This is a genomic window from Streptomyces sp. NPDC014870 (assembly GCF_043081505.1).
Classification (GTDB): Bacteria; Actinomycetota; Actinomycetes; order Streptomycetales; family Streptomycetaceae; genus Streptomyces.
In genome coordinates this window covers 206,168-229,482 of record NZ_JBIBWQ010000004.1, presented here as the reverse complement: position 1 = coordinate 229,482, position 23,315 = coordinate 206,168, and the positions used below count along the sequence as shown (strand labels likewise).

22 protein-coding genes are annotated in these 23,315 nt (G+C 72.5%); 12 read left to right on the top strand and 10 right to left on the bottom strand.

Annotated features, from left to right (window positions below; all coding sequences use genetic code 11):
- The first annotated feature begins 84 nt into the window (after positions 1-84).
- Positions 85-1,470 (top strand): cysteine desulfurase/sulfurtransferase TusA family protein, encoded by a 1,386-nt coding sequence (locus ACF09C_RS13520; protein WP_392091646.1) that lies wholly within the window; start codon positions 85-87, stop codon positions 1,468-1,470.
- 45 nt (positions 1,471-1,515) lie between these two features.
- On the opposite strand, the gene ACF09C_RS13515 is transcribed toward ACF09C_RS13520, so the two are convergent.
- Positions 1,516-2,490 carry a carbohydrate kinase family protein gene (locus tag ACF09C_RS13515; protein WP_392091645.1) on the bottom strand — a complete coding sequence of 325 codons (975 nt, stop codon included), beginning with the start codon at positions 2,488-2,490 and terminating at the stop codon, positions 1,516-1,518.
- Between the two features lie 131 nt (positions 2,491-2,621).
- On the opposite strand from ACF09C_RS13515, the gene ACF09C_RS13510 reads away from it, so the two are divergent.
- Entirely contained in the window at positions 2,622-2,828 is a 207-nt protein-coding gene (locus ACF09C_RS13510; protein ID WP_362419567.1) for a hypothetical protein, read from the top strand.
- 86 nt (positions 2,829-2,914) lie between these two features.
- Positions 2,915-4,408, top strand: coding sequence for a hypothetical protein (locus tag ACF09C_RS13505; RefSeq protein ID WP_392091644.1), 1,494 nt, complete (start codon positions 2,915-2,917; stop codon positions 4,406-4,408).
- 76 nt (positions 4,409-4,484) lie between these two features.
- On the opposite strand, the gene ACF09C_RS13500 is transcribed toward ACF09C_RS13505, so the two are convergent.
- Positions 4,485-4,841, bottom strand: a complete 357-nt coding sequence (locus tag ACF09C_RS13500) for an iron-sulfur cluster assembly accessory protein (protein WP_018848827.1) — start codon at positions 4,839-4,841, stop codon at positions 4,485-4,487.
- A gap of 325 nt (positions 4,842-5,166) precedes the next feature.
- Here ACF09C_RS13500 and nadA point away from each other — a divergent pair, with 325 nt between their 5' ends.
- A complete protein-coding gene (nadA, locus tag ACF09C_RS13495; RefSeq protein WP_392091643.1) occupies positions 5,167-6,348 on the top strand; it encodes a quinolinate synthase NadA in 1,182 nt (393 codons plus the stop codon).
- Between the two features lie 66 nt (positions 6,349-6,414).
- On the opposite strand, the gene ACF09C_RS13490 is transcribed toward nadA, so the two are convergent.
- From ACF09C_RS13490 to ACF09C_RS13470, 5 genes are all read right to left on the bottom strand, one after another.
- A complete protein-coding gene (locus ACF09C_RS13490) occupies positions 6,415-9,573 on the bottom strand; it encodes an efflux RND transporter permease subunit (protein WP_392091642.1) in 3,159 nt (1,052 codons plus the stop codon).
- A gap of 148 nt (positions 9,574-9,721) precedes the next feature.
- Positions 9,722-10,411 carry a response regulator gene (locus tag ACF09C_RS13485; RefSeq protein WP_392091641.1) on the bottom strand — a complete coding sequence of 230 codons (690 nt, stop codon included), beginning with the start codon at positions 10,409-10,411 and terminating at the stop codon, positions 9,722-9,724.
- The gene (locus ACF09C_RS13480) at positions 10,408-11,676 is read right to left on the bottom strand and encodes a sensor histidine kinase (protein WP_392091640.1); all 1,269 of its coding nucleotides are present in this window, start codon (positions 11,674-11,676) and stop codon (positions 10,408-10,410) included. Before ACF09C_RS13480 ends, ACF09C_RS13485 begins: the two co-directional genes overlap by 4 nt.
- Positions 11,677-11,775: 99 nt before the next feature.
- On the bottom strand, positions 11,776-12,054 hold the full coding sequence (locus ACF09C_RS13475; RefSeq protein ID WP_392091639.1) for a hypothetical protein: 279 nt from the start codon (positions 12,052-12,054) through the stop codon (positions 11,776-11,778).
- 31 nt (positions 12,055-12,085) lie between these two features.
- Entirely contained in the window at positions 12,086-12,883 is a 798-nt protein-coding gene (locus ACF09C_RS13470) for a PspA/IM30 family protein (RefSeq protein WP_362419547.1), read from the bottom strand.
- Positions 12,884-13,152: 269 nt separating this feature from the next.
- On the opposite strand from ACF09C_RS13470, the gene ACF09C_RS13465 reads away from it, so the two are divergent.
- The 3 genes from ACF09C_RS13465 to ACF09C_RS13455 all read left to right on the top strand — a co-directional run bounded on the left by ACF09C_RS13465 (position 13,153) and on the right by ACF09C_RS13455 (position 15,765).
- Entirely contained in the window at positions 13,153-13,749 is a 597-nt protein-coding gene (locus ACF09C_RS13465) for a DUF3043 domain-containing protein (RefSeq protein ID WP_362419544.1), read from the top strand.
- A 41-nt stretch (positions 13,750-13,790) separates the two neighbouring features.
- On the top strand, positions 13,791-14,570 hold the full coding sequence (locus ACF09C_RS13460; protein WP_392091638.1) for a class I SAM-dependent methyltransferase: 780 nt from the start codon (positions 13,791-13,793) through the stop codon (positions 14,568-14,570).
- A 139-nt stretch (positions 14,571-14,709) separates the two neighbouring features.
- Positions 14,710-15,765 (top strand): S1C family serine protease, encoded by a 1,056-nt coding sequence (locus ACF09C_RS13455; RefSeq protein WP_392091637.1) that lies wholly within the window; start codon positions 14,710-14,712, stop codon positions 15,763-15,765.
- Positions 15,766-15,824: 59 nt separating this feature from the next.
- Here the strand turns inward: ACF09C_RS13455 and ACF09C_RS13450 are convergent, their stop codons facing one another.
- Positions 15,825-16,034 (bottom strand): hypothetical protein, encoded by a 210-nt coding sequence (locus ACF09C_RS13450; RefSeq protein ID WP_362013438.1) that lies wholly within the window; start codon positions 16,032-16,034, stop codon positions 15,825-15,827.
- A 91-nt stretch (positions 16,035-16,125) separates the two neighbouring features.
- On the opposite strand from ACF09C_RS13450, the gene ACF09C_RS13445 reads away from it, so the two are divergent.
- The 4 genes from ACF09C_RS13445 to ACF09C_RS13430 all read left to right on the top strand — a co-directional run bounded on the left by ACF09C_RS13445 (position 16,126) and on the right by ACF09C_RS13430 (position 21,139).
- The gene (locus tag ACF09C_RS13445) at positions 16,126-17,328 is read left to right on the top strand and encodes a bifunctional adenosylcobinamide kinase/adenosylcobinamide-phosphate guanylyltransferase (protein ID WP_392091636.1); all 1,203 of its coding nucleotides are present in this window, start codon (positions 16,126-16,128) and stop codon (positions 17,326-17,328) included.
- 63 nt (positions 17,329-17,391) lie between these two features.
- Complete coding sequence (gene cobT / locus ACF09C_RS13440) at positions 17,392-18,516, top strand: nicotinate-nucleotide--dimethylbenzimidazole phosphoribosyltransferase (protein ID WP_392091635.1); 1,125 nt, start codon at positions 17,392-17,394, stop codon at positions 18,514-18,516.
- Between the two features lie 92 nt (positions 18,517-18,608).
- Positions 18,609-20,396: a phosphatidylglycerol lysyltransferase domain-containing protein gene (locus ACF09C_RS13435; RefSeq protein WP_392091634.1), complete on the top strand. Its 1,788-nt coding sequence runs from the start codon at positions 18,609-18,611 to the stop codon at positions 20,394-20,396.
- Entirely contained in the window at positions 20,393-21,139 is a 747-nt protein-coding gene (locus ACF09C_RS13430) for a hypothetical protein (protein ID WP_392091633.1), read from the top strand. Before ACF09C_RS13435 ends, ACF09C_RS13430 begins: the two co-directional genes overlap by 4 nt.
- Here the strand turns inward: ACF09C_RS13430 and ACF09C_RS13425 are convergent.
- On the bottom strand, positions 21,043-21,846 hold the full coding sequence (locus ACF09C_RS13425) for a hypothetical protein (protein ID WP_392091632.1): 804 nt from the start codon (positions 21,844-21,846) through the stop codon (positions 21,043-21,045). The two genes, ACF09C_RS13430 and ACF09C_RS13425, sit on opposite strands and share 97 nt — an antisense overlap.
- A 67-nt stretch (positions 21,847-21,913) precedes the next feature.
- On the opposite strand from ACF09C_RS13425, the gene ACF09C_RS13420 reads away from it, so the two are divergent.
- The gene (locus ACF09C_RS13420; protein WP_392091631.1) at positions 21,914-22,681 is read left to right on the top strand and encodes an adenosylcobinamide-GDP ribazoletransferase; all 768 of its coding nucleotides are present in this window, start codon (positions 21,914-21,916) and stop codon (positions 22,679-22,681) included.
- Here ACF09C_RS13420 and ACF09C_RS13415 read toward each other — a convergent pair.
- Positions 22,678-23,307, bottom strand: a complete 630-nt coding sequence (locus ACF09C_RS13415) for a spherulation-specific family 4 protein (RefSeq protein WP_392091630.1) — start codon at positions 23,305-23,307, stop codon at positions 22,678-22,680. The two genes, ACF09C_RS13420 and ACF09C_RS13415, sit on opposite strands and share 4 nt — an antisense overlap.
- Between the last annotated feature and the right edge of the window lie 8 nt (positions 23,308-23,315).

Below are 23,315 nucleotides of genomic sequence, written 5' to 3'. Positions count from 1 at the left end.
GGACCCGCCGGGCGGGGGGCGATCGGTCGTGCGGGCTCGGTATCTGACGGGTGCTTACAAGATGCGGCGCTCTACCGTGGTCCCGTGCCCTACTTCGATGCCGCCTCCTCCGCCCCGCTCCACCCCGTCGCCCGCCAGGCGCTGCTCGCCTCCCTTGACGAGGGCTGGGCCGACCCCGCCCGGCTCTACCGCGAGGGGCGGCGGGCCCGGATGCTCCTCGACGCGGCCCGGGAGGCCGCGGCGGAGGCGGTGGGCTGTCGCCCCGACGAGCTGGTGTTCACTCCTTCGGGGACCCGCGCGGTGCACTCCGGAGTTGCCGGCGCGCTCGCCGGGCGTCGGCGTGTCGGGTCAGGCCTCGTGGTCTCGGCGGTCGAGCACTCCTCCGTCCTGCACGCGGGCGAGGCGCACGCGGCGGCCGGCGGGTCGATGACGGAGGTGCCGGTGGGCCGCTCCGGCGCGGTGGAGACGTCCGCCTTCGCGGCGGCGGTCCGCGCGCCGGGGACGGCGCTGGCCTGTCTGCAGTCCGCCAACCACGAGGTGGGGACGGCCCAGCCGGTGGCGGAGGTCGCCGAGGCGTGCGCGGCGGCGGGCGTGCCGCTGCTGGTCGACGCGGCGCAGTCGCTGGGGTGGGGGCCGGTCGAGGGTTCCTGGTCGCTGCTCGCCGCGAGCGCGCACAAGTGGGGCGGTCCGGCGGGCGTGGGACTGCTCGCGGTCCGCAAGGGTGTCCGGTTCGCCCCTCAAGGTCCGTCCGACGAGCGGGAGTCGGGGCGGGCGGCCGGTTTCGAGAACCTGCCGGCGATCGTGGCCGCGGCGGCCTCGCTGCGGGCGGTGCGGGCGGAGGCGGCGGCCGAGGGGGCCCGGCTGCGGGGCCTGGTGGACCGGATCAGGGCGCGGGTGCCGGAGCTGGTGCCGGACGTGGAGGTGGTGGGCGATCCGGTCTCCCGGCTCCCCCATCTCGTCACCTTCTCCTGTCTCTATGTCGACGGAGAGACTCTGCTGCATGAACTGGACCGGGAGGGTTTCTCCGTTTCGTCCGGTTCGTCCTGTACGAGCTCGACCCTGACGCCCAGCCATGTGCTGCGCGCCATGGGGGTGCTGAGCGAGGGGAACGTCCGGGTGTCGCTGCCGACGGGCACCGCGGAGGAGGACGTGGACCGTTTCCTGACCGTGCTGCCCGGGGTGGTCGCGGCGGTACGGGAGCGGCTCGGGGCGCCGGAGGCGCCGACGGGCGCGGGCGGCTCGGGGTCCCTCGTGGTGGACGCGCTGGGCCGGCGCTGCCCGATCCCGGTGATCGAGCTGGCGAAGGTGATCGGCGACGTGCCGGTGGGCGGCACGGTCACGGTCCTCGCCGACGACGAGGCGGCCCGCCTGGACATCCCGGCCTGGTGCGAGATGCGCGGCCAGGAGTACGTGGGCGAGGAGCCGTCCCCGAGGGGCGGGGTGGCGTACGTGGTGCGCAGGGTGTCGTAGAGGTGACCGGCAGGGGCTCCGCGGTGCGCGGAGCCCCTCGCGGCGTCAGCTGAGGTGCGTCTGGACCTCGGCGGCGGCCTCGTCGCCGTACGCCTTGGTGAAGCGCTCCATGAAGTTGGCGCGGCGCAGCGTGTACTCCTGGGTGCCCAGGGTCTCGATCACCAGCGTCGCGAGCATGCAGCCGACCTGGGCCGCGCGCTCCAGGCTCGCGCCCCAGGACAGGCCGGTCAGGAAGCCGGCGCGGAAGGCGTCGCCGACGCCGGTCGGGTCGACCTTGGCCTCCTCCTCGGCGCAGCCGACCTCGATGCTCGCCTCGCCCACCCGCTCGATCCGGACACCGCGCGAGCCGAGGGTGGTGACCCGGTGACCGACCCGGCCGAGGATCTCCTCGTCGCTCCAGCCCGTCTTGGACTCGATCAGGCCCTTCTCGTACTCGTTGGAGAAGAGGTAGGTGGCGCCGTCGAGGAGCGTGCGGATCTCGTCGCCGTCCATGCGGGCGATCTGCTGGGAGAAGTCCGCGGCGAAGGGGATCTCGCGCGCCTTGCACTCCTCGGTGTGGCGCAGCATCGCCTCGGGGTCGTCGGCGCCGATCAGGACGAGGTCGAGGCCGCCCACGCGGTCGGCGACGGCCTTCAGCTCGATCTGCCGGGCCTCGCTCATGGCACCGGTGTAGAAGGAGCCGATCTGGTTGTGGTCCTTGTCCGTGGTGCAGACGAACCGGGCGGTGTGCAGGACCTCGGAGATCCGCACGGAGCCGGTGTCGACGCCGTGGCGGTCGAGCCAGGCGCGGTACTCGTCGAAGTCGTAGCCCGCCGCACCCACGAGGATCGGGTTGCCGCCGAGCTGTCCCATGCCGAAGCAGATGTTCGGGCCCACGCCTCCCCGCCGGATGTCGAGGTTGTCGACGAGGAAGGAGAGGGAGACCGTGTGCAGCTGGTCCGCTACGAGCTGGTCTGCGAACCGGCCGGGGAAGGTCATGAGGTGGTCGGTGGCGATGGAGCCGGTGACTGCGATACGCACGGCTGGGCGCTCCTGCGGGACGGAAAGCGGTTGACACCTCACGTTACCGGCTTTGCCGCCTCTGCCGAACAGTGGAAACTACCCCAGAGTAGGCCTTTTCCGCAGAGCCGTGGCGTGCGTACGGTGCGGCTATGTCGACGCAACCCGCTCCTCGCGAGCCTCAGGAGTCCGAGTTCAGCCTCGCCCAGCTGCGCGGCGACAGCGCGCGGATGGCGCCGCACTGGGTGGTTCCGGCGGACGCCGCGCCCGCCCGGGTCTCCCCCGCGGCCATCCACGGGGTCGTCGTACCGCCCGCCTCCGCACGGCTGATCGCCGCCACCTCCGAATACGGCGCCTGAGGGACGGAACCGCTCGCGCGCCCGTTCCGTCCCACTGATGTCTTCCGGGAGGCGTCCTCCCGGGCGCGGGACGAAGGAGCGATGCGGTGAGCGGTACGGAGAACCGGCGGACGCGGCCCCGGCCACTCCTCGTGGCGTCGGTCGCGGCGGGCGTGCTGCTCGCCGGGGGCGGCGGGGTGTATCTCGCGAACACCTCGGACGGCACCCCCACGGCGGGCGGCGCCGCCGCGGCACCCCCGCCGCTGAGCCTGGGCGCCACGGGCGACGGCTCGAACCGGGACGGCGGTCCCGGTATCGCGCCGGGCGAGCCCGACCCGAACGGCGGCGGCGCCGTGTACAGGGCCAAGGGCCCCCTCCCCACGGGGCCCTCCTCGGCCGCGGTCCACCGGCCCGAGGGCCGGGTCACCTCGGCGGAGGTGACCCGGCTGGCCAAGGCCCTGGGCATCGCGGGCACGCCGACTCTCGAGGGCGAGGTCTGGAAGATCGCGCCGGAGAAGGACGGCTCGGGGCTGCGCCTGGACGTGTCGGCCGAGGCGCCGGGCAGCTGGACGTTCGCGCGGTACGACGGGGGCCCGGTCGGCGACACCTGTCTCAAGGGCAAGGCCTGCCCGCCGCCCGGAGAGGCGGAGTCGCCGAAGGGCGGACCGGTGAGCGAGGCGGCGGCGCGGGCGGCGGCCGCTCCGGTCCTGAAGGCGGTGGGCCAGGACGACGCGAAGGTGGACGCGAGCCAGTTGATGGGGTCGGTACGGGTGGTCAACGCCGACCCGGTCGTGGGCGGGCTGCCGACGTACGGCTGGTCGACCGGGATCCAGGTCGGCCCGGGCGGCGAACTGGTCTCCGGCAGCGGGCAGTTGAAGGAGCCGGCCAAGGGGGCCGAGTATCCGGTGGTCTCCGCCGGGAAGGCCCTCGAGGAGCTCAACAAGGCGGCGGTGCCGGGTTCGGTCGGCATCGGCGGCTGCGCGACGGCCCCGCCGGCCGGGGACGCGCCCGGGGAGGCACCCGGGGCGCCCGCCGCACACGACGGTTCCGCCGATTCCGCAGGGGACACCGCGACGGCGCCGACAGCTCCCTGCGAGCCCCGGAACGAGCCGCGCGAGCTGACCGTCACCGGCGCGGTCTTCGGGCTCGCGGCGCAGTTCGTGGACGGTGAGCGGGCGCTCGTACCGTCCTGGCTCTTCCAGGTGGAGCCGGAGGCCGGCGCGGAGCCGCACACGGTCGTCCGGACCGCGGTGGCGCCCGAGCACCTGGCACCTCCGGCGAAGCCGGTGCCCACCCCGACGCCGACGCCTGATCAGGGCGAGGGCACGGCGCCCGCGCGGCAGATCCAGTCGTACCGGGTGGACGGCGCCGGCTCGAAGCTGTCGGTGACCTTCTGGGGCGGGGTGTGCAGCACGTACACGGCGACGGCGACGGAGAGCGCCGACCGGGTCTCCGTACGGATCACGGAGAAGCCGATCGACCCGGACCGGGCGTGCATCGCCATCGCCGTGGAGGTGACCCGGACGGTGACCCTGGAGCGGCCGCTGGGCGGCCGCACGGTCGTGGACGCGGCGAGCGGGGAGGCCGTACCGAGGGCCTGAGCCCCACCGGCCCGAAGACGCGCGAAGGCGGCCGCCCGGAGTCCGGGCGGCCGCCTTCGCGCGTGCTGCTGCAGGCTTAGCTGAACGAGTCGCCGCAGGCGCAGGAGCCCGTGGCGTTCGGGTTGTCGATCGTGAAGCCCTGCTTCTCGATGGTGTCGACGAAGTCGATGGAGGCGCCGCCCAGGTACGGGGCGCTCATGCGGTCGGTGACGACCTTGACGCCGTCGAAGTCCTTGACGACGTCGCCGTCGAGCGAACGCTCGTCGAAGAAGAGCTGGTAGCGCAGGCCGGAGCAGCCGCCGGGCTGTACGGCGACGCGCAGCGCCAGGTCGTCGCGGCCTTCCTGGTCGAGCAGGGCCTTGACCTTGGCCGCGGCGGCGTCAGACAGGAGGATGCCGTCGCTGACAGTGGTCTTCTCGTCCGATACGGACATCTGCTTCTCTCCCGGGTTGTACGGAGACGGAGACTGCTTGCCGACGGTTGCAACCGGCGGGGCCTCGGATTCATTCCGGGCGAGGCTCGGCTTCGCGTCTTTATCCCTTTCATGCTCGCACACCCGCTCGCGGACGCGGAACGACCGACCGCGGAGCCGGGCGGGAACGGCCTCCGCGGCGGGCGCGCGCGGGCACGGATCCGTCGACCGCGAATTCGTCACATCGACACTATGGACATCGTCAAACTGACGTGAAGCGGTTATGATAGATAGCGTCATTTAGACGAAAAGCACTTCCCGCAGAGAGCTTCCGCAGAAAGAAAGGGTGCGTGACGTGACCACCGCCCAGCCCCTGGACGTACAGCCGACGCCGCTCGCCCTCCTGCTGCTCGGCCGCGAGGCCGACCCCAAGAGCGAGCGCGGAGTGGAGTGTCCGGGCGACCTTCCCTCGCCCTCCGACCCGGACCTGGTGGAGCGTGCCCGCGCAGCCAAGGAGAAGCTGGGGGACAAGGTCTTCGTCCTCGGCCACCACTACCAGCGCGACGAGGTCATCCAGTTCGCGGACGTGACCGGCGACTCCTTCAAGCTCGCCCGTGACGCGGCGGCGCGCCCGGAGGCCGAGTACATCGTCTTCTGCGGTGTGCACTTCATGGCCGAGTCGGCCGACATCCTCACCACGGACGACCAGAAGGTCGTGCTCCCCGACCTCGCGGCCGGCTGCTCGATGGCCGACATGGCCACCGCCGAGCAGGTCGCCGAGTGCTGGGACGTGCTGACCGAGGCCGGCGTCGCCGAGCAGGTCGTGCCCGTCTCGTACATGAACTCCTCGGCCGACATCAAGGCCTTCACCGGCAAGCACGGGGGCACGATCTGCACCTCGTCCAACGCCAAGCGGGCCCTGGACTGGGCCTTCGAGCAGGGCGAGAAGGTCCTCTTCCTGCCCGACCAGCACCTGGGCCGTAACACGGCGGTGCGCGAGATGGGCATGTCGCTGGACGACTGCGTCCTGTACAACCCGCACAAGCCGAACGGCGGCCTGACCGTCGAGGAGCTGCGGAACGCCAAGATGATCCTGTGGCGCGGGCACTGCTCGGTGCACGGGCGCTTCTCGCTGGACTCGGTCAACGACGTGCGGGAGCGGATCCCGGGCGTCAACGTGCTCGTCCACCCGGAGTGCAAGCACGAGGTCGTCGCGGCGGCGGACTACGTCGGCTCGACGGAGTACATCATCAAGACCCTGGAGGCGGCCCCGGCCGGCTCGAAGTGGGCCATCGGCACGGAGCTGAACCTGGTCCGCCGCGTCGCCAACGCGCACCCGGACAAGGAGGTCGTCTTCCTCGACAAGACGGTCTGCTTCTGCTCGACGATGAACCGGATCGACCTGCCGCACCTGGTGTGGGCGCTGGAGTCGCTCGCCGAGGGCAAGCTGGTCAACCGGATCCAGGTCGACCAGGAGACCGAGAGCTTCGCCAAGCTGGCGCTGGAGCGGATGCTCGCTCTGCCGTAACGGTTCTCCCCAGACGCGCCGAAGGGCGCCCCGCACGGTGCGGGGCGCCCTTCGGCGTTCGGCGCGTCAGATGTCGAGCGCGTCCAGCTTGTCCAGCAGGGTCGCGTCCGCGGGGGTCACGTCCGGCTGCTCGGGGTTGTCCAGCGTGCCGTCCCGCTTCTTCGCCTTCTTGGCCGCCTTCTTCTTCGCGCGGCGCTCCTTGCGGAGCTCCACCATCGCGTAGAGCGTCGGGACCAGGAGCAGCGTGAGCAGCGTCGAGGTGATCAGACCGCCGATCACGACCACGGCCAGCGGCTGTGCGATGAAGCCGCCCTCGCCGGTGATGCCCAGCGCCATCGGGAGCAGCGCGAAGATCGTCGCCAGGGCCGTCATCAGGATCGGGCGCAGTCGGTGCCGGCCGCCCTCGACGACCGCCTCGACGACGCCCAGGCCCTGGGCGCGGTACTGGTTGATCAGGTCGATCAGGACGATCGCGTTGGTCACGACGATGCCGATGAGCATCAGCATGCCGATCATCGCCGGCACGCCCATCGCCGTGCCCGTGACCACGAGCAGACCGATCGCGCCGGTCGCCGCGAACGGGATCGACACCAGCAGGATCAGCGGCTGGATGAGCGACTTGAAGGTCGCGACCAGGAGCATGAAGACGATCGCGATCGCCGCGAGCATCGCCAGGCCCAGGTTGAGGAAGGCCTCGGACTGGTCCTCGGAGACACCGCCGATGGAGGCGGTCGCGCCCTCCGGCAGGTCGAGCGCGCTGATCTTCGACTGGAGCTCGGTGCTCACCGCGCCGGTGTTGTCACCGGTCGGCTTGGCGCTGATCGTGGCGGCCCGCGAGCCGTCGATCCGGGTCATCGAGACCGGGCCGGGAACGAGCTCGACCGTGGCGATGTCGCCGAGCTTGACCGGACCGAACGGCAGCGCCTTGAGGCTCGCCATCGTGGTGGCCGGGTTCGCCGAGGTCAGGACGATGTCCCGCTCGGTGTCGTTCAGGATCGCCTTGCCGGCCGGGGTGCCCCGGACCGCCTGGGCGACGGCCATGCCGAGCGTCGTGTCGTCGAAGCCGAGGTCCGCCGCCTTGGCGTTCGCCTTGACGGAGATCCGCGGCACGGACTGGGAGAGGTCGCTCTGGACGTCGGTGACGTCCTTGAGCTTCGCGACCTCGGCCTTGACCTGCTCGGACGCCTTCTTCAGGGTGTCCGCGTCGGAGGCCTTGACCACCACGCTCAGGTCCTGGCTGCCGAAGCCGTCGCCGGCCGCGATCGTGGTGTCGCCGATGCCGTCGAGCTTGCCGAGCGCCGCGTCGATGGCGTCCCGGGTCTTCTCGTACGACGCCGAGTCCTCCAGGGTCAGCTGGTACGAGGCCTGGTTGGCGCCGGTGCCGCCGCCGAAGGCGGCCATGAAGCCCGAGGAGCCGACGGTGACCTGGTAGTCCTTCACGCCGTCGGTGGCGGCGATGACCTGCTCGACCTTCTTCGCGGCCTCGTCGGCCGCCGCGAGGCTGGTGCCCGGAGCCAGCTCCTGCTTGATGCTCATGACCTCCTGCTCGCCCTGGTCGAAGAAGTTCGTCTTCAGGAGCGGGGCCATGCCGAAGGTGCCGACCAGGACGACGACCGCGATCGCCACGCTGGTGAGCCGGCGCCGGGTCGCGAACCGCAGGACCGGCACGTACAGGCGCTGCAGCCTGCTCCTGTTCTCCTTCTCCTCCGCGACGCGCCGGGCCTCGTCCGGGTCCGCCGACGTGCCCTTGGGGGCGCGCAGGAACCAGTACGAGAGGACCGGGACGACGGTGAGCGAGACCAGGAGCGAGGCGAGCAGCGCGGCGGTGACCGTCAGGCTGAACGAGCCGAACAGCTCGCCGACCATGCCGCCGACCAGACCGATCGGCAGGAAGACCGCGACCGTGGTGAGCGTGGAGGAGGTGACGGCGCCCGCGACCTCGCGGACGGCGGTGAGGATCGCCGACTGGCGCTCCTCGCCGTAGCCGAGGTGCCGCTTGATGTTCTCCAGGACCACGATCGAGTCGTCGACGACCCGGCCGATGGCGATGGTGAGGGCGCCCAGGGTCAGCATGTTGAGCGAGAGGTCACGGGTCCACAGCACGATCAGGGCCAGCACGACCGAGAGCGGGATCGAGACCGCGGTGACCAGCGTGGAGCGGATCGAGGTCAGGAAGACCAGGATGACCAGGACGGCCATGACGAGGCCGAGCGCGCCCTCCGTGGTCAGACCGGAGATCGACTTGGAGACGGCGGGGCCCTGGTCGGAGACGACGGTCAGCTCGGCGCCCGCGCCGAGGTCCTTGCGGAGCTCGGGCAGCTTCTCCTTGACCGCGTCGGAGATGGCGACGGCGCTGCCGTCGTTGTCCATGGTGGCCATCACGGCGAGGCTCGGCTTGCCGTTGGTCCGGGTGATGGAGACCCGGGAGGCCTCCTCCTGCTGCACCTTCGCCACGTCGGCGAGGCGGACCGCCTTGCCCTGCTCGGGCTTGATCCGCAGGTCCTGGATCTGCTGCAGCGAGGTGAAGCCGCCGCCGACCTGGACCGTGCGGCTCTTGCCGTCCTCGGAGAACGAGCCGGCCGGCACCGTGCCGCCGCCGGAGCGGATGGCCTCGGCGAGCCTGCCCACGTTCAGGCCGGCCGCCGCGAGCTTGGCGTCGTCGGGGGTGACGGAGACCTGGAGGTCCTGGACGCCGTCGATGGAGACCTGGCCGACCCCGTCGATGTCCTCGAGGGCGGGGACGACGGTGCGCTCCAGCTGGTCGGCGAGGGCCTGCTGGTCCTTGCCGGAGGTGACGGCGAGGACGACGGTCGGGATGTCGTCGGTGGAACCGGCGACGACCTGCGGGTCGACCCCGTCGGGCAGCGCGACGCGCGCCCGGTTCACGGCCTGCTGGACGTCGGCGACGAGCTGCTTGGTGCCCTCGTCCCCGTAGTCGAAGGTCGCCATGATGACGGCGTTGCCCTCGGAGGCGGTGGACGTGACGCCCTTGATGCCGTCGACGGCCTTGATGGTGGACTCGAGCGGTTCGACGACCTGCTTCTCGACCACGTCGGGGGACGCGCCCTGGTAGGGGGCGAGGACCGAGACCATCGGGAGCTCGATCGAGGGCAGCAGTTGCTGCTTCAGCTGCGGGATGGCTATCGCCCCGAAGACGATGGCGACGATGGACATCAGCCCGATCAGGGCCCGTTGCGCGAGGCTGAATCTTGACAGCCAGGACATGGGGTCTCTCTTCTGTGGCGTGCTCGGCAGGCGGGCGGTGATGGGTGCCCGCATACACGATCAGCCATGAGAGGCAACGGATCCTCGGCCCCGGGGCTCAATTCCTTATGCGGCGCATACCGCGTCTGGAGTACGCCGGGGTACTCCCTCACTCCACCCTTGGACGTACCAGCCCCGACTCGTACGCCGTGACCACCAGCTGGGCGCGGTCCCGGGCGCCGAGCTTCGCCATGGTCCGGTTCACATGGGTCTTCACCGTGAGGGGGCTCACGTCCAGGCGTTCGGCGATCTCGTCGTTGGAGTGGCCGCCTGCGACGAGGACGAGGACCTCGCGCTCCCGGGTGGTGAGCGCGGCGAGCCGCTGCGAGTACGCCGGGGCATCGTCGCCTTCGGGGTCCGAACTACCGCCCTGGGCGAGGAACTTGGCAATCAGCCCTTTGGTCGCCACGGGCGAGAGCAGGGCCTCCCCCGCGGCGGCGATCCGGATGGCGTTGAGCAGTTCGTCCGGTTCCGCGCCCTTGCCGAGGAAGCCGGAGGCGCCGGCGCGCAGCGACTGCACGACGTACTCGTCCACCTCGAAGGTGGTCAGCATGACGATCCGTACGCCGGTCAGCTCCGGGTCGGCCGTGATCATCCGGGTGGCGGCGAGCCCGTCCGTACCGGGCATCCGGATGTCCATCAGGACGACGTCGGCGCGGGTGGAGCGGGCGAGGGCGACGGCCTCCGCGCCGTCCGCGGCCTCGGCGACCACCTCCATGTCCGGTTCGGAGTTCACGAGCACCTTGAAGGCGCTGCGGAGCAGGGCCTGGTCGTCGGCGAGCAGCACCCGGATGGTCATGTGTCCTCCCCCGTACGGGCTGTGGCGGGCAGTATCGCCTGGACCCGGAAGCCGCCACCGTAGCGGGGTGCCGCGGTCAGCGTGCCGCCGAGGGCGGTGACCCGCTCGCGCATGCCGAGCAGCCCGTGGCCGCCGGTGTCGGCGGACGGCGTCTGCTGCGGCACGCCGTCGTCGAGGACGGTGATCTCGACCGTGCGGCCGACCCGGATGACGCTCACCTCGGCCTTGGCGCCCGGGCCCGCGTGCTTGCGCACATTGGTCAGCGCCTCCTGGATGATCCGGTACGCGGCGAGGTCGACGGCCGCCGGCAGCCCCGGCGCCGTCGGGCCTCCCTCCTGCCGTTCGCCCAGGGGGCCGGTGTCGTCGCCGGCCCAGGCCAGCTCGACGGGGAGGCCCGCGTTCCGGAACGTGCCGAGGAGCTGGTCGAGGACGGTGAGGCCGGGCGCCGGTTCGGTGGGGGCCTCGGGGTCGCCGGACTGGCGGAGCAGGCCGACGGTGGCCCGCAGCTCGTCGAGGGCCGAGCGGCTGGCGGCCCGGACGTGGCCGAGGGCCTCCTTGGCCTGGTCGGGGCGCTTGTCCATGACATGGGCGGCGACCCCGGCCTGGACGTTGACCAGGGCGATGTGGTGGGCGACGACGTCGTGCAGGTCGCGGGCGATCCGCAGCCGCTCCTCGGCGACCCGGCGGCGGGCCTCCTCCTCCCGGGTCCGCTCGGCGCGCTCGGCCCGTTCCCGTATGGCGTCGACGAAGGCGCGGCGGCTGCGCACGGCGTCACCGGCGGCCGCGGCCATGCCGGTCCAGGCGAAGACGCCCAGGTTCTCCTGCGCGTACCAGGGCGTCGGCCCGAAGAGCATCGAGGCGCCGGTGAGCACGCCCATGGTGATGAGGCCGACCCGCCAGGTGGTGGGCCGGTCGGTGCGGGCGGCGACCGTGAAGACCGCGATCACGGCGCTCATCACGACCGGGGCGGGCCGGTCGTCGACGATCAGCTCGACGAGGGTGACCGCGCCGGTGAAGGCCAGGACGGCGAGGGGGTCGCGGCGCCGCAGGACGAGGGCGGCGGCGCCGAGCACCATGAGGCCCACGCTGCCCATGTCGGGGCTGCGGTCGCCGAAGGTGGGGCCGTTCGGGCTGCCGTGCGGGTCGGCGAAAGACGCGGTGATCATGCAGACGAGCGCGCCGAGCGCGAGCGCCGCGTCGAAGGCGAGGGGGTGCGCCCGCAGCCACTGCCGGCCCCGCGGGAAGCCGCTGTCGAGGGTGGTCACGACATGCAACGGTACGGGGTGGAACGCGCCGGTGCCCCGCTCCTCCGGCGGGGAGGGGCGGGGCACCGGTCCGTGCGTTGGAGAGTGCGGCTCGGGGTGTCAGCCCGGGATCAGGCCGTCGTCCGAGAGCATCGCGCGGACCTCCTCGAGGGTCGCGTCCGGCGCCGGCAGGATCAGCTCGGAGGGTTCCAGGGCGTCGTCGGGGAGCGGTTTGCCGATCCGGCGGACCGCGTCGAGGAGCGCGGACAGGGTCCGGCGGAAGCCCTCGTCGTCCCCCGACTCCATCTCCGCGAGCAGCTCGTCGTCGAGCGTGTTCAGCTCGACGAAGTGGCTGTCGGCCAGCTCCCACTGGCCCTCCCCCATGATCCGTACGATCATGACGCGTCCTTCGGGCTCGGTGTCGCTCGGACTACTGCTTGTCGAAGCGGGGCTGGGACTGCTGCTGGTCCTGCGGCGCGGCCGTGCCGTTGCCGCCCTCGATGGCCTGCTTCGAGGCCGACGGCCCTCCGGCGAGCTCCGCCTTCATCCGCTGGAGCTCCAGCTCGACGTCCGTACCGCCGGACAGCCGGTCGAGCTCCGCCTGGATGTCGTCCTTGGCCAGGCCCGACTGGTCGTCGAGCGCGCCCGAGGCGAGCAGCTCGTCGATCGCGCCGGCCCGCGCCTGGAGCTGGGCCGTCTTGTCCTCGGCGCGCTGGATGGCCACGCCGACGTCGCTCATCTCCTCGGAGATGCCGGAGAAGGACTCGGCGATCCGGGTCTGCGCCTGGGCCGCCGTGTAGGTCGCCTTGATGGTCTCCTTCTTCGTGCGGAAGGCGTCGACCTTGGCCTGCAGCCGCTGGGCGGCCAGCGTGAGCTTCTCCTCCTCGCCCTGCAGCGTCTGGTGCTGCACTTCGAGGTCGCTCACCTGCTGCTGGAGGGCGGCGCGTCGGGAGAGCGCCTCACGGGCCAGGTCCTCACGGCCGAGCGCCAGCGCCTTGCGGCCCTGGTCCTCCAGCTTCGCGGACTGGCCCTGGAGCTGGTTCAGCTGCAGTTCGAGCCGCTTGCGCGAGGTCGCCACGTCGGCGACACCCCGCCGGACCTTCTGCAGGAGCTCCAGCTGCTTCTGGTAGGAGTAATCGAGGGTCTCGCGCGGATCCTCGGCCCGGTCAAGGGCCTTGTTTGCCTTCGCGCGGAAGATCATCCCCATACGCTTCATGACACCGCTCATGGGCTTCGCGCGCCCCCTTCTGACGGACTCGGCTTCAGCTCTCCAACAGGATCCACAGTACGGTCCCTGTCTCCATTACCGCACTGTTCGGGGGCGGATGTGCTCCTCCCCAAGGACGACTGCGGGCGAGCTCTCTCCGGCCCAGGGAGTAGGTGGACCTCGGGGAAACCGTGCGTGTCGTCCGTGCGTACCCCCACAGACGCGGTCCGATACCAGATCGTTCCCGCCCGCACTGGGGTCCACACCCCCCACCACGTACTCTGGGTTCTGTGTTCCGTAGCCGTTCCAAGGAAGAGAAGGCCGCCACCGACAAGGTGAGCGTGGACTTCTCCAAGCAGCCCCGCGACCCCGAGGCCCCCAAGGGCCGCCCGACGCCGAAGCGGAGCGAGGCGCAGACCCAGCGCCGTCGCGCGGCGACGGTGCCGACCGACCGCAAGGAGGCCGCCAAGCGCCAGCGCGAGGCGCGCCGCTCCGACCTGGCTCGCCAGCGCGAGGCGCTGGCGAGCGGCGACGAGCGTTATCTGCCGGCCCGCGACAAGGGTCCGGTCCGCCGCTTCGTGCGCGACTTCGTCGACTCGCGCTTCGCCATCGCGGAGTTCTTCCTTCCGATGGCCGTGGTGATCCTCGTGCTGTCGATGGTCCGCGTCCCGGTGCTGCAGAACGTCTCGCTGCTGCTCTGGCTCGGTGTGATCGTGATGATCGTCATCGACTCGATCGGCATCTGGCTCCGTCTGAAGAAGCAGCTCAACGAGCGCTTCCCGAACGAGCCGAAGCGCGGAGCCGTGGCCTACGGCCTGATGCGTACGCTCCAGATGCGCCGACTGCGACTGCCGAAGCCGCAGGTCAAGCGCGGAGAGCGGCCCTGAGCGCGGACAGCTCCGAGTCCGGTACGGCGGCCGGCGGTGCGTTGGCCGCCGCCTCCTCCCCGTGGCCGAGCGGGTACGGCGGGCTGCGCGAGACCGTCCGCCAGGAACTCGTGGCGCGCCAGCTCGACGAGCAGATAGCCGGGCGCTACCCGGTGGGACAGCGGCTGCGGATCCTGGACGCGGGCATGGGGCAGGGCACTCAGGCCCTGCGGCTCGCCAGGGCCGGTCACACGGTGACCGGCCTCGAGTCCGATCCCGAGCTGCTCAAGGCGGCGCGCGAGGCGCTGGCCACCGAACCGGCCGGGATCCGCGAGCGGGTCCGGCTGATCGAGGGCGACGGCCGCGAGACGGGCGTCCACTTCCTTCCGGGCAGCTTCGACGTCGTGCTCTGCCACGGCGTCCTGATGTACGCGGACGAGCCGGACGCGCTCCTCGCCGGGCTCGCCCGGATGCTGGCACCCGGCGGTCTGCTCTCCCTGGTGGTACGGAACGCCGACGCGCTGGCCATGCGGCCGGGGCTCGCCGGGGCCTGGTCGGACGCGCTGACCGGCTTCGACACGGACACGTACACCGATCGCAACGGCGCGAAGGTACGGGCCGACCGGCTCGACGCGCTGACCTCGACGCTCGCCGGGATCGCGGCTCCGCTGCACACCTGGTACGGCGTACGGGTCTTCACCGACGGCGTACCGGCAGAGGTCGGCCTGCCGGCCGCCGAGGAGCTGGACCGTCTGCTCACCGCCGAGGACCGCGCGGGACGGACGGAGCCGTACCGCAGGGTGGCGGCGCTGCTGCACCTGTGCGGGGTCCGGGGCGGCTGAGGGGAACCACAGGCGGAAGCCTGAGGCGGAACTCCGAGGGGGAACGGGGCTCGGGGCTTGGCGGGGCGGGGCTCTCGGGGACCCCTGATCGGACCTCTTCGCCGAGCCCGGTGGATCGGTCGGAGCCGATACTCCGGACATGGACGTATCCCGCGCGCGACGCCTGCTCCTCCCCCTGACGGCCGGCGCCTGCGCGGCCCTGCTCGGCGGGTGCTCCTCCGGCGCCGGTCCTGAGGCGGAGCGTTCCACGCAGGCGGCCGCGCCGCTCGCGGCCAACGAGCTCCAGGACGACTACCAGACCGTGATCAAGGACGTCCTGCCGTCGGTCGTCCAGATCGACGCCACCGCCGCGCTCGGCTCGGGCGTCGTCTACGACGGCAACGGCCACATCGTCACCAACGCGCACGTGGTCGGCGACGAGCGGACCTTCCGGGTCACGCTGGCCACCGGCAAGGAGCCGATGGCGGCACGCCTCGTCGCGACGTACCCCGAGCAGGACCTCGCCGTCATCAAGCTGGACTCCGCGCCGGCGGGGCTCAAGCCGGCGCGGTTCGGCGACTCGGCCGAGGTCGACATGGGCCACATCGTGCTCGCGATGGGTTCCCCGCTCGGTCTGTCCGGCAGCGTCACCCAGGGCATCGTCTCGGCGACCGGCCGCACGGTCAGCGAGGGCCGGGAGGGCGGCGGCACGGGGGCGACCATCGCGAACATGGTCCAGACGTCGGCGGCGATCAACCCGGGCAACAGCGGCGGCGCGCTGGTCAACCTGGACGGCGAGGTCGTCGGCATCCCGACGCTCGCGGCCACCGATCCCGACCTGGGCGGGGGCGCGGCGGCGGGGATCGGTTTCGCGATCCCGGTCTCGATGGTGCGGACCGTGGCCGACCAGATCATCAAGGACGGCAAGGTCACCGACTCGGGCCGGGCCGCCCTGGACATCACCGGCCGGACGGTCCTCGACGACGCCTACGAACCGGCGGGCGTCGCCGTCGTGGACGCCCCCGCGAGCGGGGCCGCGGGCCGGGCGGGGATCGAGCCCGGCGACGTGATCACGCGGATCGGCGACGCGGAGGTCACGACGATCACCTCGCTGCAGGAGGCGCTGGCCGCGATGAAGCCGGGGGACGAGGTGACGGTGGTGTACGAGCGGGGCGGGACGGAGGCGAAGGCACAGGTCACGCTCGGGGAGGTGTAGCGCAGGGCAAGGCATGGCACGGCGACGGCCCCGGTTTCGGGGCCGTCGCCGGACACGACCTAGCTCTCCGCCGCCTCGCGGAGGGACATCGTGTAGATCTTGGTGTCGTCCTCGAAGAGCGAGGCCTGTTCCGTGCCGCCCTCCAGGAGGTCCTTCCAGACCTCACCGATCCAGGACTCCGCGTCGCCCTGGGTCGTCCAGTCCTCCGGTTCCACCGAGGGAGCGGTCTCCGTGCCGTCGGCCTTCTCGAACCGCCACGTCCATGCCATGTCCGCCTCCTGAGGCTCACCGGATGATCGGTTTCCTGCCCGCAGCGTAGCCGGGCGCGCACCCCTCGCGGTGTCGCGGGAGGATCATTGGGTGGAACTGACTCTGCTCGGCACCGGCGCCCCCCTCGGGCTCCCCCGCCCCGAATGCCCCTGCGCCGTCTGCGCGACCTCCCGCGGCCCGCAGGCGCGGGCCGCCACCGCGCTGCTCGTGGACGAGGCGCTGCTGCTCGACCTGACGCCGGGGGCCGCGCTGGCCGCCGCCCGGGCCGGGCGCTCGCTGGTCGGCGTACGGCAGGTGCTGCTCACGCACCCGCACGACGGGCCGGCGGTGGAGGTGCCGGCCGGGCTTCCGACGTCCGGGCGGGTGCCGGACGGCCGGGAGTTGACGCTGATCAGCGGCCACCGGGTAAGGGCGGTGCCGATGGACTCGCCCGGCACGGGGTACGAGGTGACCTCGGCGGAGGGCGAGCGGCTCCTGTACCTGCCTCCGGGGGGCTCCCCCGCCGGTCTGCCGGACGATCACCGGCCGCCGTACGACATGGTCGTCATGGACGTCACGGGCCGTCCGGACGCGCTGGCGCGACTGCGGGCCGTCGGGGCGGTCGGGGCGAGCACCGACGTGATCGCGGTCCACCTCGACCACGACGTGCCGAACGGCCGCGAGCTGGACCGGCGGCTCGCGGCGGCCGGGGCGCGGGCGGTGCCGGACGGCACGACGCTGTACGTCGGCGAGTACCACGCGGTGCCGGACGTACCGCGCCGCACGCTGGTGACCGGCGGGGCGCGGTCGGGCAAGTCGGTGGAGGCCGAGCGGCGCCTGGAGACCGTCCCCGAGGTGCTGTACGTGGCGACGGGCGGGACCCGGGAGGAGGACCCGGAGTGGGCCCAGCGGGTGGCCCTGCACCGGGACCGGCGGCCGGGCTCCTGGCGTACGGCCGAGACCTGCGACCTTGTACCGCTGCTCGCGACCGGGGGTCCCGCGCTGCTGATCGACTGTCTGTCGCTGTGGCTGACGGACGCCATGGACCGGGTGGGGGCCTGGGAGGACGAGCGGTGGGCGAGCGGGGGGCAGGAGGCGCTGCGCAGGCGGGTCGAGGAGCTGGTGGCGGCGGTGCGGGCGACGCCCCGCACGGTCGTGGCCGTGACCAACGAGGTGGGGTCGGGGGTGGTGCCCGCGACGGCGGCCGGGCGACGGTTCCGGGACGAGCTGGGGCGGCTGAACGCGGCCTTCGGGGACGAGTGCGAGCAGGTGCTCCTGGTCGTCTCGGGGCAGGCGCTGGTGCTGCGCGGGTAGGGTTCGATCACCCATTGGCCACAGCTTGGCCAGCAGCCGACGTCGACGTCACGAGGACGAGCCTTGAACCTGGACGACTTCTCCGATCTGATCGAGCGCCCCGACGGCGGGGTGCGGCGTGACGCCGAGGAACGCCGGGAGCGGTTGGTCGTTCCGCCGGGCGCGCTCGGTCGGCTCGACGAGCTCGGCGAGTGGCTCTCGGCGGCGCAGGGTTCGGTCAAGGTGCGGGCGGTCGAGCAGCCGAAGGTGGTGCTCTTCGCGGGCGACCACGGGGTGGCCTCGCTCGGGGTGTCGGGCCGCCCGGCCGGGACGACGCACGAGCTGGTCCGCGCGGTGCTCGACGGGGCGAGCCCGCTCGCGGTCCTCGCGCGCAGCGCGCGCGTGCCGGTGCGGGTGGTGGACGCCGGTGTCGACTGCGAGCCGGAGCTGCTGCCGGCCGAGGTGGTCCGGCACCGGGTGCGGCGCGGCAGCGGCCGGATCGACATCGAGGACGCGATGAGCGCCGAGGAGACCGAGGCGGCGATCCGGCTCGGGGTGGCGATCGCCGACGAGGAGGCCGACTCCGGTACGGATCTGGTGGTGCTCGGCGATCTGAGCGTGGGCGGTACGACACCGGCCGCGACGCTGATCGCGGCGCTGTGCGGGACGGACGCCTCGGTGGTGACCGGCCGGGGCGGCGCGGGCATCGACGACCTGGCGTGGATGCGCAAGTGCGCGGCGGTCCGGGACTCGCTGCGGCGGGCCCGGCCGGTCCTGGGCGACCAGCTGGCGCTCCTCGGCGCGGTCGGCGGGGCGGACCTGGCGGCGATGACGGGCTTCCTGCTGCAGAGCGCGGTGCGCCGGATGCCGGTGATCCTGGACGGCGTGGTGGGCGCGGCGTGTGCGCTGGTGGCGCAGCGGGCGGCGTTCCGGGCGCCGGACTGGTGGCTGGCGGGTCAGGTGAGCGGTGAGCCGGCGCAGGCGAAGGCGCTGGACCGGATGGCACTCAACCCGCTGCTCGACCACGGCGTCACTGTGGGCGAGGGAACCGGGGCTTTGCTCGCTCTTCCCCTCGTCCAGGCCGCCGCCGCACTGGCGGCGGAGCTGCCCGAGCGTCCGGAGCCGACCACTCCGGACGAGGCGCAGGACGGCGCGTCGGTCGGCGCGTCGGACAGCCGGTCGGACAGCGGGTCGGACGAGGAGAGCTAGTCGGATCACGCGCCGGAAGCGGTGCCGCAACTCGCGGACGGCCGCTTCCGACGCCCCGCCATGGCGAGCGATGCCCCATATGATCGCTTTTCATGGGAGAGGTCCGTTTGTCCACCGAAGGAACGCCCAGGGGCACCGCCCGTTCGCGGCGCAGCGCCGCGTTCGCCGTCTGGTACCTGCGCGCCGTCACGTTCATCAACTTCCTGAGCGCCGTGTGGGTCTCCCTCGGCCAGGACCTCCGTCGGCACAACACGGACAACTACTTCACTCCGTACCTGCTGACGGCCGGCTTCGCCTCGGGTGTCTTCACGCTCTTCCTGGCGATCACCATGCGCCGCCGCAAACGCGCCGCGTGGATCCTCAACATGGTCCTCAGCGGGCTCTTCCTGCTGCTCTTCGCCTTCGCCATGTTCTTCCCCGAGATCCGCCAGCACGCCCAGAACTGGATCTCGCTCGTCCTGACCGCCGCGTTCGTCCTCGCGCTGATCCTCGGCCGCAAGGAGTTCTACGCGAAGGGCGACCGCTCCAACCCGTGGCTGGCCGCCGTCGTGGCGGTCGGCGGCCTGCTGGTCACCTCGCTGCTCGCCGCGGTCCTCGTCACCGTCACCAACACCTCCACCGGCACCTCCACCTTCCTGGAGCGCTGGCGGTACGGCGTGATGCGGCTGGTCACCCTGGCCGCCGACGACTCGCGCTTCGACGGGATCGCCACCCCCGGCTGGGTCAACGTCACCATCAACGTGCTCTCCACGCTGCTGATCATCGCCGTGCTGTACGCCGCGTTCCGCTCCCGCCGGGCCGTCGACCCGCTCACCGAGGCCGACGAGGAGAAGCTGCGGGCGCTGCTCGACAAGAACGGCGACCGGGACTCGCTCGGCTACTTCGCGCTGCGCCGCGAGAAGAGCGTGGTGTGGTCCCCCAGCGAGAAGGCCGCCGTCGCCTACCGGGTCGTCGGCGGGGTCTCGCTCGCCTCCGGCGACCCGATCGGCGACCCCGAGGCCTGGCCCGGCGCGATCGAGCCGTGGCTCGCCGAGGCCCGTGAGCACGGCTGGATCCCGGCCGTGATGGGCGCGAGCGAGGAGGCCGGCACCATCTACGCCCGGCACGGCCTCGACGCCCTGGAGCTGGGCGACGAGGCGATCGTGGAGACCGACGAGTTCACCCTCGACGGCCGGGCCATGCGGACCGTCCGGCAGGCCTTCAACCGGGTCAAGCGGGCCGGCTACGAGGTACGGATCCGGCGCCACGAGGACATCCCCGCCGACGAGATGGACGCGCTGCTGCGCAAGGCCGACGACTGGCGCGACGGCGCCACCGAGCGCGGCTTCTCCATGGCGCTCGGCCGCCTCGGCGACCCGCACGACGGGCGGTGCGTGATGCTGGAGTGCACCGACGGGGAGGGTGAGCTGCGGGCCGTGCTCTCCTTCGTGCCGTGGGGGCCGAAGGGGCTCTCGCTGGACCTGATGCGGCGCGACCGGGACTCCGAGAACGGTCTGATGGAGTTCATGGTCATCGAACTCCTGCAGCGCGCCAAGGAGATCGGGATCACCCAGGTCTCGCTCAACTTCGCCATGTTCCGGTCCGTCTTCGAACGTGGCTCGAAGCTCGGGGCGGGACCGGTGCTGAGGATGTGGCGTTCGCTGCTCAGCTTCTTCTCCCGCTGGTGGCAGATCGAGTCGCTCTACCGAGCCAACGCCAAGTACCGACCGATCTGGGAGCCCCGCTTCATGCTCTTCGAGAAGAGCGCCGACCTGCTCCGCATCGGCCTCGCCGCCGGTCGCGCCGAGGGCTTCCTGGAGGCCCCGGGCCTGCTGGGGGCACCCCCTGGACGAAGTCCTTGGGGGAGGATGCACCGCAAGCACCTGGAGGGCCGGCGGTGAAGTCCGCGCTGAAGGCCTTCGCCCGTCGCGAGTGGGGGCCGCTGTACACCGCCGTACGAACGGCGCTCGTCACGAAGAAGTGGCGCGCGATACCGATGACGCTGGCGGCCGTCTGCCTCACCGGCCTCTTCCAGCTGGTGCAGAACCAGGACTGGGGCTACCAGCCGGTCCAGAACATCGGCTCCGTGCGGGCGGAGGACCCGGTCTGGCTCGCGCTGCTGCGCACCCCGCTCTCGCTCTTCGTCCCCGCGCTCGACCTGCCGGTGTGGGGCGCGCTCGCGCAGATCCTGCTGGTCTTCGGCATCGCCGAGATCTGTCTGGGCCGGTGGCGGACGCTCGCCATCGCCTACCTCGCGACGCTGGCGGGGACGCTGTACGCCCGGGTGGGCATCGCGCTCGGCCCGGACAGCCCGCTGGGGCTGCCGGCCTCCGACGCCCGGGTGGTCGACACCGGGCCTTCGGCGGCGGTGGTCGGCCTCGCGGTGTACGTCTGCTGGCGCTACCGCGCCCGGTGGACCGCGGGGCTCGTGGTGCTCGCCATGGTGGTGGAGGTGCTGATCAAGCCCAACCTCGCGGGCAAGGAGCACCTCGCGGCGATCCTCGGCGTGCTCCTGCTGATCGGGGTCGTCGCCTGGCGCGAGCGCCGTCAGCCCCCGCCGCCGCCGGGATCCGACGGCGGGGAGGACCCCGAGCCGGGGGTGCGCCCCGGCACCCGCTCCTGGAAGCCGCCGATCACGTCCTGAGCGCGCCTGCGCACCTTGTCCCAGCGCCGGTCGTGCCGGTAGGTGCGCAGCCGGGACTTGGCGCGGGCGCGGTGGCGGCGGCGGTAGAAGTGACGGGACCACCAGGAGCCGGGCCGGGCGAGCCGGACGGCGCCGACGACCGCGACGAACGGCAGGAGCGTTCCGATGACGGCGAGCCGGAACTTCCCCTTGACGAGGGTGATCAGGACGAAGAGGAAGTTCACGAGGAGGGTCAGGACGAAGGTGGCCCGGTTCTGCCGCTCGTCCGCGGTCAGCTCGTTGACACCCAGCGGCGAGAAGCCGCCGAGGACCAGCATGACCAGGGCGGCGGTCAGCACGACGACCTCGACGCTCTTGCGGCCCTGGTCGCTCCAGTAGACGTCGTCGAGGTGCAGGATCAGCGCGAACTCGTCCAGGACCAGGCCCGCGCCGATCCCGAAGACCGCCGCGAAGACGCAGGGCGCGACCCCTTCCCGGCCGCTGGCGACCGCGCCGAAGCCACCGACGACGGTGAGGACGACGCCCGGCACGACATGGTGGATGTGCAGCCCGCCGGCCGACTTCACATTGCCGAACGGCCCCTTCCCGGCCCTGATCATCCGCACGATGGTCCGGGTGACGAGGAAGGTGATCAGGAAGGAGGCAAGGGCGATGAGCAGCGGGAGCTTCCCCGGCTCGACAAAGTTGCGGTAGAACCAGTGACCCATGCCACCTGCTTCCGGTCTGCGGCTTATGCGCAATTTACAGCGTGCGAGGCTGCCATACCCTGCCCGGATGGACGGCCTGCGTTTCGCCTTCGGCACCCTCACCGTGCTCCCCGCCCGCATCACCCGCTGGGACCGGGACGCGGCGCGCGCCGGCATGCTGTGGGCCCCGGTCGCGGGCCTGGTCCTCGGCCTGTTCGCCGCCGCGCTCGGCGGGGTGCTCCTGCTGCTCGGCTCCGGACCGCTGCTCGCGGCGGTCGCCACGGCGGCCGTCCCGGCGCTGCTGACCCGCGGCCTCCACCTGGACGGGCTCGCGGACACCGCGGACGGGCTCGGCAGCGCTAAGCCCGCCGAGGACGCGCTGCGGATCATGAAGCAGTCGGACATCGGCCCGTTCGGCGTGATCACACTCCTCTTCGTCCTGCTCGCCCAGGTGGCCGCGCTGTTCCGGCTGTACGAGGAGGGCTGGGCGTACGGCACGGTCGGCGCCGTCCTCGCCGCGACCGTCGCCCGCCTCGCCCTGACCCACGCCTCCCGCGAGGGCATCCCGGCGGCCCGCCCGGAGGGCCTGGGCGCGATGGTCGCCGGCACCGTCCCGGTCCGCGCCGCCGCCCTGGTCACGGCGGCCGTCCTGGCGACCTGCGCCGCGACGGCCGCACTGTTCTCCCCGTCCGACGCCCTCCGCCACGTCCTCGCGGCGGGCGCGGGCCTCGCAGCGGCGGCCCTGCTGCTCCGCCGCTGCGTCCGCCGCTTCGGCGGGGTGACGGGCGACGTCTTCGGCGCGGTCGAGGAGACGGCGGCCACGGCGGTGCTGGTGGCGCTGACGGTGGGTCTCTAGGAGGTCCGCTCGGGCGCGCGGTCCAGGCCGTGCGGGAGGGTGCCCCAGGGGTGGGCGCCCGTGCCGGGGACCGTGCAGTGGACGCGGGTGGTCGGGACGGCGTCGCGGGGGGCCGCGTAGACCAGGTGGCAGTAGTGGTCGGCGACCGGCAGGTCGAGGCCTCGGTAGGAGTCCCAGGGGCCCTCGTAGGTGACCAGCAGGTCGGCGAGGTCGGCGTAGCCGGGGTCGGGGTGGGCGCCGTGGTTGAGGACCAGGGTGCGGGCGCCCGCCGCCCGGGCGGCGACGCCGATGCGGCGTACGTGGTCGAGCGCCTCGGGCGCGGTCGGCACCTGGTCGAGGAAGGCCCCGTCGGCCCCGTACCAGTCCCGGTGACGCAGCAGTTCGGCCACGACCTCGGCGTGCGGGCGGCGCCCGTAGGCGGTGTCGGTGTAGCCGAGCACGCGGACGCCCGCCGCGCGGAGCCGGTCCGCGAGGGCGGCGAACGCGGGGTCGGGCGCCGGGCCCGGGCCGCTCGCCGGGTTGAGGACGACGCCGTACAGCGACGGCGCCGCCTCGACCAGGGCCTCCCACGCCTCGGGGCGGTCGGCCGGGTGCTCGTAGAAGGGCACGAGAAGGGAGGGGGTCACGGGCCTTC

Bases quoted from the DNA above. Each gene is read 5' to 3' on its own strand.
- ACF09C_RS13510 (WP_362419567.1), top strand. From the start codon at position 2,622: ATGTCGACGCAACCCGCTCCTCGCGAGCCTCAGGAGTCCGAGTTCAGC.
- ACF09C_RS13500 (WP_018848827.1), bottom strand. From the start codon at position 4,841: ATGTCCGTATCGGACGAGAAGACCACTGTCAGCGACGGCATCCTCCTG.
- ACF09C_RS13490 (WP_392091642.1), bottom strand. From the start codon at position 9,573: ATGTCCTGGCTGTCAAGATTCAGCCTCGCGCAACGGGCCCTGATCGGG.
- ACF09C_RS13485 (WP_392091641.1), bottom strand. From the start codon at position 10,411: ATGACCATCCGGGTGCTGCTCGCCGACGACCAGGCCCTGCTCCGCAGC.
- ACF09C_RS13475 (WP_392091639.1), bottom strand. From the start codon at position 12,054: ATGATCGTACGGATCATGGGGGAGGGCCAGTGGGAGCTGGCCGACAGC.
- ACF09C_RS13470 (WP_362419547.1), bottom strand. From the start codon at position 12,883: ATGAGCGGTGTCATGAAGCGTATGGGGATGATCTTCCGCGCGAAGGCA.
- ACF09C_RS13455 (WP_392091637.1), top strand. From the start codon at position 14,710: ATGGACGTATCCCGCGCGCGACGCCTGCTCCTCCCCCTGACGGCCGGC.
- ACF09C_RS13450 (WP_362013438.1), bottom strand. From the start codon at position 16,034: ATGGCATGGACGTGGCGGTTCGAGAAGGCCGACGGCACGGAGACCGCT.
- ACF09C_RS13435 (WP_392091634.1), top strand. From the start codon at position 18,609: ATGGGAGAGGTCCGTTTGTCCACCGAAGGAACGCCCAGGGGCACCGCC.
- ACF09C_RS13425 (WP_392091632.1), bottom strand. From the start codon at position 21,846: ATGGGTCACTGGTTCTACCGCAACTTTGTCGAGCCGGGGAAGCTCCCG.
- ACF09C_RS13420 (WP_392091631.1), top strand. From the start codon at position 21,914: ATGGACGGCCTGCGTTTCGCCTTCGGCACCCTCACCGTGCTCCCCGCC.